This is a genomic window from Lentzea sp. (assembly GCF_036380075.1).
Lineage (GTDB): Bacteria > Actinomycetota > Actinomycetes > Mycobacteriales > Pseudonocardiaceae > Lentzea.
Window position 1 is genome coordinate 1 of record NZ_DASVFL010000383.1, and the last position, 9,708, is coordinate 9,708.

7 protein-coding genes and 1 pseudogene are annotated in these 9,708 nt (G+C 71.7%); 6 read left to right on the forward strand and 2 right to left on the reverse strand.

Annotated elements, in window-relative coordinates; all coding sequences use genetic code 11:
- Positions 1 to 533: 533 nt before the first annotated feature.
- Positions 534 to 2,192: a PucR family transcriptional regulator gene (locus VF330_RS40145; protein ID WP_330856994.1), complete on the forward strand. Its 1,659-nt coding sequence runs from the start codon at positions 534 to 536 to the stop codon at positions 2,190 to 2,192.
- Here the strand turns inward: VF330_RS40145 and VF330_RS40150 are convergent.
- A pseudogene (locus tag VF330_RS40150) lies at positions 2,173 to 2,952 on the reverse strand (LysR family transcriptional regulator); the annotation flags it as partial. The gene VF330_RS40145 and the pseudogene VF330_RS40150 sit on opposite strands and share 20 nt — an antisense overlap.
- A gap of 69 nt (positions 2,953 to 3,021) precedes the next feature.
- Here VF330_RS40150 and VF330_RS40155 point away from each other — a divergent pair.
- Positions 3,022 to 3,612 carry a short chain dehydrogenase gene (locus VF330_RS40155; protein ID WP_330856995.1) on the forward strand — a complete coding sequence of 197 codons (591 nt, stop codon included), beginning with the start codon at positions 3,022 to 3,024 and terminating at the stop codon, positions 3,610 to 3,612.
- On the opposite strand, the gene VF330_RS40160 is transcribed toward VF330_RS40155, so the two are convergent.
- Entirely contained in the window at positions 3,600 to 4,181 is a 582-nt protein-coding gene (locus tag VF330_RS40160; protein ID WP_330856996.1) for a TetR/AcrR family transcriptional regulator, read from the reverse strand. The genes VF330_RS40155 and VF330_RS40160 overlap by 13 nt on opposite strands.
- Positions 4,182 to 4,286: 105 nt before the next feature.
- Here VF330_RS40160 and VF330_RS40165 point away from each other — a divergent pair, with 105 nt between their 5' ends.
- The 4 genes from VF330_RS40165 (at position 4,287) to VF330_RS40180 (ending at position 9,603) form a co-directional block, all read left to right on the forward strand.
- Entirely contained in the window at positions 4,287 to 5,810 is a 1,524-nt protein-coding gene (locus tag VF330_RS40165) for an MDR family MFS transporter (protein ID WP_330857000.1), read from the forward strand.
- A 17-nt stretch (positions 5,811 to 5,827) separates the two neighbouring features.
- Positions 5,828 to 6,310 (forward strand): universal stress protein, encoded by a 483-nt coding sequence (locus VF330_RS40170; protein ID WP_330856997.1) that lies wholly within the window; start codon positions 5,828 to 5,830, stop codon positions 6,308 to 6,310.
- Between the two features lie 85 nt (positions 6,311 to 6,395).
- Positions 6,396 to 6,818, forward strand: coding sequence for a hypothetical protein (locus VF330_RS40175; RefSeq protein ID WP_330856998.1), 423 nt, complete (start codon positions 6,396 to 6,398; stop codon positions 6,816 to 6,818).
- 100 nt (positions 6,819 to 6,918) lie between these two features.
- Positions 6,919 to 9,603 (forward strand): AfsR/SARP family transcriptional regulator, encoded by a 2,685-nt coding sequence (locus VF330_RS40180; protein ID WP_330856999.1) that lies wholly within the window; start codon positions 6,919 to 6,921, stop codon positions 9,601 to 9,603.
- Positions 9,604 to 9,708: the final 105 nt, after the last annotated feature.

Genomic DNA, 9,708 nt, shown 5'->3' on the forward strand with positions numbered 1-9,708 from the left:
GGCGATGCACCACAGCTGCGATCGTGCTGAGCACAGCTTCGGCGCCTTCAGCACACCTCACGAGCTTCGAAGGTACAAGACCGTCCTCGGCCTCCAACCTCCGACTGGTGCCCGCAATGCCCGTCTGCGCTGTTTACCTGGCTAACAAGCTGCTGGCTCATCGCGAACGCAATCCCGGCTTGCAGCTCGTGTTCACCGCGAGAAGGGCGTCCTGCATCGCCGGTACAACTCCCGATTACGAGTCCAGTTGCCTGCCCTCGCTGGCAACCAAACGCTCGACTGGGTTCACTCAAGCCGGACATGATCTTCCAAGGACTGCGTGACCTATAAACGCGGCTTGCTGAGGACTAGATGCCGTGTGCTGAGGCTGGACGACTGGGCACGAACGCGGTTCTGCGAACGAACGGTAGTCACGCGTGACCGAGCCACTCAGCCTGGACACGCTGGCGCGTCAGTAAACTTCAATCGTTGAACACTTGGTGGATCCCCCCTTACGAGTCGAACTCCTTTGTAGACGGTGGCAAGGTGGTGTCATGAGTCCGCGCACAGGTCTCGCCCGCGTCCTCGACGACCTCGGCACCACGCTGATCGACCTCGTCCGGGGCGACCCGGCCCGGCCGGCCGACATCGGCGGCGTGGTGATCCACGACCCGGACGACGACCAGGCGCTGCCGCCGTCGGCGCTCGTCCTGGGCGTCGGGGTGCGGGAGCCCGCGGAGATCCTCGCGCGGCTGGGCCGGGAGGGTGCCGCGGCGCTCGTCCTGCGCGGCCCGGTCGAGGTCACCGAGGAGGTCGCCGCGGCCGCCGACCTCTCCGGCGTGGTGCTGCTCGGCCTCGCGCCCGGCGCGTCGTGGACGCAGCTGGCCGCGATGCTGCGGTCGTTGCTGGCCGAGGGCGAGGTCGACACGTCCGAGACGCTCGGCGGCGTGCCGGCGGGCGACCTCTTCGCGCTGGCCAACGCGGTCGCGTCGTTGATCGACGCCCCGGTGACGATCGAGGACCGCAGCTCGCGGGTGCTCGCGTTCTCGGGGCGCCAGGACGAGGCCGACGCCTCGCGGGTCGAGACGATCCTCGGCCGGCGGGTGCCCGCGCGGTTCTCGCAGCTGCTGGAGGCGCGCGGGGTGTTCCAGCACCTCTACCGCAGCGACCAGCCCGTCACGATCGAGGGGGCGGACTCCGACGACGGGTTCGTGCTGCCCAGGGTCGCGGTGGCGGTGCGGGCGGGCGACGAGTTCCTCGGCTCCATCTGGGCGGCGGTCCGCGCGCCGCTGTCCCCCGACTCCTCGCGGGCGTTCAGCGACGCCGCCAAGCTCGTGGCGTTGCACATGATGCGGCAACGGGCGGGCGCCGACGTGGAACGCCGGCTGCGCGCCGACCTGGTCTCGACCGCCGTCGAGGGCGGCGCGGGCGCGGCGGAGGCGGTGCGGCGGCTCGGGCTCGCGGACCAGTCGTGCGTCGTGCTCGCCCTGGCGCTGGCGCACTCGCACGGCGAGGACCCGGCCTCGCACGCCCGGCTGCTCGCCGAACGGCAGCAGATCGCCGACGCGTTCGCCATGCACCTGACGGCCGTGCACCCGCGCGCCGCCGCCGCGTTGATCAGCGACGTCGTCTACGCGATCCTGCCCGCCGAGTCGGAGGACAGGGCGTTCCGGATCGCGAACGACTTCCGCAACCGCATCGGCAACCACGTGCTGGTGGGCGTGGGACAGCCGGCGGACGGCCTGATGCTCGCGCGGTCCCGGGCCGGCGCCGACCTGGTGCTGCGGGTGCTGCGCGCCGGGCGGTCGTCGTGGTCGGTGGCGCGGGTGTCCGACGTGCACGGTGAGGGGCTGCTGCTGGAGCTGTCGGACCTCATCGCCGAACGCGGTGACACGCTCACCGGACCGGTCGCGCGGCTGATCGAGTACGACCGCAGGCACAACGCCTGCCTCGTCGAGACGCTGGGCGCGTGGCTGGACGCGTTCGGCGACGTGGCGGCCGCGTCCGCCGCCGTCTTCGTGCACCCCAACACCTTCCGGTACCGGCTGCGGCGGCTGTCGGAGGTCGGGGAGATCGACCTCAGCGACCCGAACGCGCGGTTCGCGGCGATGCTCCAGCTGCGGTTGTGGCGGCCAGGTGCCGCTGAGCCAGCTCGACGAACGCCCGCGTCGACGGGTGCGGCGCCGCCGAAGGCCACGCGAGGTGCACGATGATCGGCTCCGCGTCGGTCAGCGGCAGGTAGGTCACGCCGGGGTGCGGGTTGTGGTGGCTGGTGCCGGCCGCCGTGACGCCGACCGTCGTCCCGGTCGCGATCGAGGTGAGCCACTCGACCACGCCGGGCACGTCCACCGTGCGCGGCCGCGACCCGGCGGGCCACAGGTCCGCCGACGTGGTCGCCGCCGTCTCGCAGACCGCGACGCACTCCCCCGCCAGGTCGTCGAGCACCAGGGCGGCGCGCGACGCCAGCGGGTGGTCGTCGGCGACGGCCGCGACGCGGGGTTCCTCGATCAGCGCGACGTGCTCGACACCCTCGCCGGACGCCCCGCTGCGCAGCACCGCCACGTCGGCCTCGCCGCGCCGCAGCGCCGCCTCCGGGTCGTCGGAGCGGCGGATGCGGACCAGCACGTCCGGGTGCTCCGCGCGCCACTCGCGCAGGAACGGGATCGTGAACCGGCCGAGCGCGGCCCAGGCGAAGGTGAGCCGCAGCGGCTGGGGGCGCACGGCGTCGGCCAGCGCCGTGTCCAGCGAGGTGAGGATGCGGTGGCTGTGCTCCCAGAGCCGGTGGCCGGCGTCGGTCAGGGCGACGTGGCGGGTGGTGCGGTCGGCGAGCCGCACGCCCAGGCGCCGTTCGAGCTGGTCGAGCGTGCGGGACAGCGCGGGCTGCGTGACGTGCAGCGCCAGGGCGGCCGCGGTGATCGAACGGTGGTCCCCGATCGCGGCGAGCGCCCGGAGGTGACGCAGCTCGACATTCATGACTGCCGATCATAAGTGCTGCACGAACGGCATTTCTCAGGCCGTGGAACCGCGCCTAGCGTCGAGGGCATGAGGATTCTGCTCGTAGGAGCCACCGGCACGCTCGGCACCGCGCTGCACCAGGGGCTCGCCGCACGCAAGCACGACGTCGTCACCGTCTCCCGCACCGGGGGCGATCTGCAGTACGACGTCACCGACCCGGACCAGGTGGCCGACCTCTACCGGACCGTCGGCCAGGTGGACGCCGTCGCCGTCGCCGCCGGCAGCGTGCCCTACCGGCCGGTGGACGAGCTGACGGTCGCCGACTACCAGGCCGGGCTGACGGGCAAGGTGCTGTCGCAGGTCGCGCTCGTCAAGGAGGGACTCACGCACGTCGCGGAGTCGTTCACGCTGATCACGGGCGTGCTGGCGCGCGAACCGATCGTCACCGGCGCCGCCGCCTCGATGGCCAACGGCGCGCTGGAGGCGTTCGTGCGCGCGGCCGCCATCGAGATCGCCCCGCAGCGCATCAATGCCGTGAGCCCGACGGTGTTCACCGAGTCGTTGGACGTCTACGGCGACTTCTTCCCCGGCATGAAGCCGGTGCCGCTGGCCGACGTGGTGCAGGCGTATGTCCGGTCGGTCGAGGGACGGCAGACCGGGCAGGTCTACGTGCCCTGAACGGTCACCCGGCTCAGCAGCCGGTCGACGAGGTCGGGCAACGGCTTCGCGCCCGCGCTCTCGAGCCACAGCGCGATCCCGGTGCGCACGGTGGCGAGGAACGTCGACGCCATCAGCCGGGCCAGCTCCTCGTCCGGTTCCCGCAGGACCAGCACGGCGGTCAGGTCGCGTTCGAGCGCGACCTGGTCGCCTGCCTGTCGTGCGATCAGCGAAGGATGCCGGCGCAACAGCCGCAGCTGGGCCATCCACTCGATGTCCGGGACGGGCCGGGCGCGGTAGAGCTCGGCCGTCGCCGCGCGCAGCGCCTGCCACGCCCCCTCACCCTCCGGCCGGCCCGCGACCCGGGCGACCAGCGCCCGCGTGCGCTCGCGGTCGGCGTCCACGACCGCATCCTCCTTGCTGGTGAAGTAGTTGGAGAACGTCCGGCGCGACACCCCCGCCTCGTCCGCGATGTCCTCGACCGTCACCCCGTCGAGACCGCGCTCCATCGCGAGGCGCAGCGCCGCCCCCGCCAGCGACCGCCGGGTCACCGCCTTCTTGTGCTCGCGATGAGTGGTGAGGGTCTCCATGCACCCAGCGTAGCCGTGGAGTAAGTTTCTCATTGCGCAAATTTGCACAACGCGCAAGAATTGCAGGGACGAAGGGGCGGGACGTTGAAGATCGAGACTCAGGCGATGGGGCACCGCCAGGTGCTGGAGTCGCTGTCGGGGTTGCTGCTCGCGCTGTTCGTGGCCATGGTCAGCTCCACGGTGGTCTCCACCGCGCTGCCCCGCATCATCGGCTCGCTGAACGGCACGCAGACCCAGTACACGTGGGTGGTCACCGCCACCCTGCTCACGGCGACGGCCACGACCCCGATCTGGGGCAAGCTCGCCGACCTGTTCAACAAGAAGACGCTGGTCCAAGCCGCGATCGTGATCTTCGTGATCGGGTCGCTGGTCAGCGGCTTCGCCCAGGACACCGGTCAGCTGATCGCCGCCCGCGCGTTCCAGGGCATCGGCGTCGGCGGCCTGCAGGCACTCGTGCAGGTCGTGATCGCCGCGATCATCCCGCCGCGGGAGCGCGGCCGTTACAACGGCTACCTGGGCGCGGTCATGGCCGTCGCGACGGTCGGCGGCCCGCTGCTGGGCGGTCTGATCGTCGACGTGTCGTGGCTCGGCTGGCGCTGGTGCTTCTGGGTCGCCGTCCCGATCGCCGCGCTGGCGTTCGTGGTGCTCCAGGCGACGCTGAAGCTGGAGACCGTCCGCCGCGAGAACGTGAAGATCGACTACCTCGGCGCGGCGCTGATCGCCGCCGGTGTGAGCGTGCTGCTGATCTGGGTCTCGTTCGTCGGCAACTCGTTCGACTGGCTGTCGTGGCAGACCGCCGCCATGGTCGGCGCGGGTGTGGTGCTGCTCGGCGCGGCCGTCGCGGTGGAGCGCAAGGTCTCCGAACCCGTCGTCCCGCTGCACATCGTCGTCCAGCGCACCCCGGCGCTGGCGATCATCGCGAGCCTCGCGGTCGGCATGGCCATGTTCGGCGGCGCCGTCTTCCTCGGCCAGTACTTCCAGATCGGCCGCGGCTACTCCCCCACCGAGGCGGGCCTGCTGACGATCCCGATGATGGCCGGCGTGCTGCTGTCGTCGACGATCTCCGGCCGTCTGATCAGCCGCACGGGCAGGATCAAGCCCTACATCGTGGCGGGCACGATCACCCTGGTGGTCGGCTTCCTCGGCCTGGGCATGGTCGACCACGCCACCGCGCTGTGGATCGTCGGCATCGCGATGGCCGTGGTCGGCATCGGCGTCGGCATGACGATGCAGAACCTCGTGCTGGCGGTGCAGAACAGCGTGCCGCTGAGCGAGCTGGGCGCGGCGAGCGCGTCCGTCACGTTCTTCCGGTCGCTGGGCGGCACGATCGGCGTCTCGGTGCTCGGCGCCGTGCTCGCCAACCGCGTCACCGCCGACCTGTCCGCCGCGCTGCACGTGCCCGCGGGCCAGTCGACCGGCAGCACCAGCGCGTTGAACCTCAACGCCCTGCCGCCGCAGGTGCAGACGATCGTGCACACCGTCTACGGCGACGCCACCGCGCACATCTTCCTGATCTCCGCCGCGGTGGGCGTGATCGGCGTGGTCGCGGCACTGCTCCTCAAGCCGATCACGTTGCGCACCACGATCGATCTCGAGAAGAAGGAAGCAGACTCGGCTGTCGCTCGCTAGCCGCTGAGGGGGAACTGATGAGAGCCGGCGTGAACGCCTTCGAGTCCACTGTGGACTGCTTCGGTCCCGCCGCCCGGCCGTCGGCGCGGACCATCATGGTCGGCGTCGACGGCTCCGACACCGCGATGCGGGCGGCGGCGTCCGCGTTCGGGCTGGCCCGCCGCCAGGGTGCCCGGCTGGTCGTCACGTTCGTGGCGTGCCACTCGTCCCTGGCGGCGCTCAGCCCGGCGGTGGCGTCGGTGTTCGAGCACGAGGCCACCGCGAAGCTCCACGCCGAGCTCGCCGGCCAGGTCCGGTCGGCGGCGGAGGAGCTGGACGTGCCGGTGACGTTCGTCAAGGCGTTCGGCGACCCGTTCACCGTGCTGCGCGAGTCCGCCGACCAGTGCCAGGCCGACATGGTGGTGGTCGGCGCCTCGCAGCAGGCGGGGCACCGGTTCGCGGGCTCGGTGGCGACGAGGCTGATCCGCTCCGGGCGCTGGCCGGTTCTCGTCGTGCCCTGACCTGCGACTTCAAGGTCTTCCGCAAGGATTCCACACGGCGGGGCCCCGATCCTCGAGCAGTCTCGAACTCAGCTCAAGGAGTCCCATGCCCCAGTCCAGGTTCGTCGTCGCGTTCGCCCTCACCGCGAGCGCGGCGCTCGCCACGGCACCCACCGCCACGGCCGCCGACTACCCCAAGGTCGAGATCATCAAGCAGCACCTGCAGTACGGCGCGACCTACATGACCGGTGAGGTCGCCTTCTACAACCGCAGCGCCGGTGTCGACGGCGTCGCGCACATCGTGGGGTGCCGCACGATCTTCGCCACGACGATCAACCTCGAGGCGACCGGCAAGGAGGAGATGATCGACGAGCGCAGCACCAGCCGCAAGTGCGACGGCGACTTCCCCGTCCACCTCAACGTGCCCGCGGACATCGCGGGCGGCGCCGACCGCGTGTACCTCGAACTGCGCGATGGCGACGGCAAGTCCTTCAACCCGCTGGTGGACATGAAGTACCGGCTCCGCTGAGCCGGCACGCCGTCGTCGCGGACGCCGCGACGTACCCGGATCGCTGACATGACGCCGCACGCTGGTCAGTACTCTTCCTCCCCGGGGGAGGCTGATCAGCGTGTTGCGCGTACTGGGCGAGGTCTCGGCGGAGCTGGGTCCTCCCAAGCAGAGGTGCCTGCTCGCCGCGCTGGCCGTGGACGCGGGCCGGGTCGTGCCGGTGGACCGGCTGCTCGACCGGGTGTGGGGTGACGCCGTGCCGTTGCGCGGACGGGAGACGCTGCACAGCTACGTCTCGCGCGCACGCCAGGTCATCGGTTCCGACGTGGCGATCGAACGCCGGTCCGGCGGCTACGTGCTGACCGGATCCGTTGACCTGCAACGGTCCCGGGAGCTCGGGGCGCGGGCCAGGGCGGCCGCGCCCGCCGAGGCCGCCCGGCTGTTCGGCGAGGCGCTGGCGCTGTGGCACGGCGAACCGCTGGCGGGGATCTCCGGCGAGTGGGCGGACCAGGAACGCGACCGGCTGGTCCTGGAACGGCTGGCGCTGGTGCACGACCTCGCCGACGCGCGGCTGGCCCTGGGCCACGGCGGCCGGCTCGTCGCGGAGCTGTCGGCCGCGGCGGCGGAGCGGCCGTGGGACGAGCGGATCGCCGGCCAGCACCTGCTCGCACTGCACCAGGCCGGGCGCACCGCCGACGCGCTGGAGACCTACCGGAGGGTGCGCGAGCGGCTCGTGGAGGAGCTCGGCGTGGAACCCGGTGCGGCACTTCGGAACCTGCACGCCCTGCTGCTCGCCGGGACACCCCAGCCGGCCGCGGCCGTACCCCGCCATCTCCCCGCCGCGCCCACACCGTTCGTGGGACGCGCCGAGGAGCTGGAGGCGCTCGACGCCGCCGTGGACGCGTCGACCGGCACGGTGGTGATCTCGGCGATGGCCGGTGCGGGCGGCATCGGCAAGACCTGGCTCGCGCTGCACTGGGCCCACGCGCGGGCCGCGCGCTTCCCCGACGGCCAGCTGTTCGTCGACCTGCTCGGGTTCACCCCGGACACCGAACCGCTGGACCCCGCGGGCGTGCTGCGCGGGTTCCTGGACGCGCTGGGCGTCGACGCCGCCCAGGTCCCGGCCGAGGCGCACGCGCGAGCCGCGTTGTTCCGCAGCCTCGTCGCCGACCGCCGGATGCTGGTGCTGCTCGACAACGCCGCGGCAGCCGACCAGGTGGTGCCGCTGCTGCCCGGCACCAGCACCTGCACGGTCCTGGTGACGAGCCGCCGCGTCCTGCCCACCCTGGTCGCCCGGCACGGCGCCCACCACCTCGGCCTCACGACCCTGGCGGCCGAGGAGGCCAGAACCCTGCTGGCACAACGGCTCGGGCCCGCCTGCCTGGCCGAGGAGCCGGAGGCGGCCGAAGACCTGCTCGACTGGTGCCGCGGTTTCCCGCTGGCACTGGGCCTGCTGGCGGGACGCGTGCTCACCAACCCCGGCCTGCCGCTGGCAGAACTAGCGAAGGAGCTGCGCGAGCTCGGCGCGGAGGCCCTGGACGACGACCCGGCGGCGGGCCTGACCGCGGTGTTCGCCGCCTCCGAACAGGCTCTGACCGCCGAGCAACGCCGGGTCTTCTGCCTGCTCGGCCAGGCTCCCGGCGCGGACATCGGCCTGGCGGCCGCGGCGAACCTGACCGGCCTGACAACCGCCGGCACCGCCCGCGTGCTGCGCGAGCTCACCACGACCTCGTTGGTGCACCAGAACTCCCGCGGCCGGTACGCCATGCACGACCTGGTCCGCGAGCACGCGGCGAAAACGGCCGCACCCGACACGCGGGCATCGCGCCGTGTGCGGGACTTCTACCTGCACACCGCACGCCTTGCGGCCCAACGGTTCGCACCGGTCCAGTCGACCGCCGACCTCGCGCCCGCAGCAGAGGGCGTGTGGCTGGCCGACCTCCCGGACGCCACCGCCGCAGTCACCTGGCTGGACGAGGAGTTCGCCGTCCTGCGACACCTGCTGCACCAGGCCGCGGCGGACGAGCGGCACAGGACGGTCTGGCAGATCGCGTGGAACCTGCGCACCTACGTCCACCGGCAGGGCCAGTACGCCGAGGACCTGGAAATGTGGCAACTGGCCGCGGCAGCGACCCTCCACCTCCCGGACCCGAAGGACAGAGTGCGGTCCCACTTCCGCCTGGGCCGCGCGTTCGTCCAACTCAACCGCCTGGACGAGGCCTCCACCGCCCTGGAACAAGCACTGGCCCAAGCACAGGAACACAACCTCGGCGAACAGGTCCTGGTGCACTGCGAGCTGGCAGCGATGTGGGAGGGCCGCGGCGACGAGCACAAAGCACTGTCCCACGCACACCAGGCACTGACCGCGTCCAGAACCACGGGCGGCGAACTGCTGGTGGCGCAGTCCTTGAACCTGGTGGGCTGGTACGCCACCAGAACCGGCGACCACGACCTGGCCCGCCTCCACTGCGAGGAGGCCCTGACCTTGTACCGCAAGCACGACTACCAGGCCGGCGTGGCGAACACACTGGACAGCCTCGGCCACGTGGACCACCAAACCGGCCGCCACCGCGAGGCGATCACCCGATTCCACGAGTCGATCGCCGTACTACGCGAACTGGGCCACCACGCCGACATAGCGGACGTAGTAGAGCACCTCGCCCCAGCACACGCCGCACTGGGCGAGCATGAACAAGCAGAAGCAGCCTGGACCGAGGCGCTGACCTTGTACGACCGTTTCGGCCGCACCGCCGACGCCACCCGCTTGCGCACTCAACTGGCCAACCACACAAGGAACAACCGGTGACGCGAAGCCGAAGGCGAGCAGTCTTGGCTTTTGCTCTTGCTCTTGGCTTGTGAGCGAAGCTCCAGCGGTGGGTGCCCCGTCACGAGTCGCGCCACAGCACGTGCT

Coding starts and splice junctions, on each gene's coding strand:
- VF330_RS40145 (WP_330856994.1), top strand. CDS start 534: ATGAGTCCGCGCACAGGTCTCGCCCGCGTCCTCGACGACCTCGGCACC.
- VF330_RS40155 (WP_330856995.1), top strand. CDS start 3,022: ATGAGGATTCTGCTCGTAGGAGCCACCGGCACGCTCGGCACCGCGCTG.
- VF330_RS40160 (WP_330856996.1), bottom strand. CDS start 4,181: ATGGAGACCCTCACCACTCATCGCGAGCACAAGAAGGCGGTGACCCGG.
- VF330_RS40165 (WP_330857000.1), top strand. CDS start 4,287: ATGGGGCACCGCCAGGTGCTGGAGTCGCTGTCGGGGTTGCTGCTCGCG.
- VF330_RS40170 (WP_330856997.1), top strand. CDS start 5,828: ATGAGAGCCGGCGTGAACGCCTTCGAGTCCACTGTGGACTGCTTCGGT.
- VF330_RS40175 (WP_330856998.1), top strand. CDS start 6,396: ATGCCCCAGTCCAGGTTCGTCGTCGCGTTCGCCCTCACCGCGAGCGCG.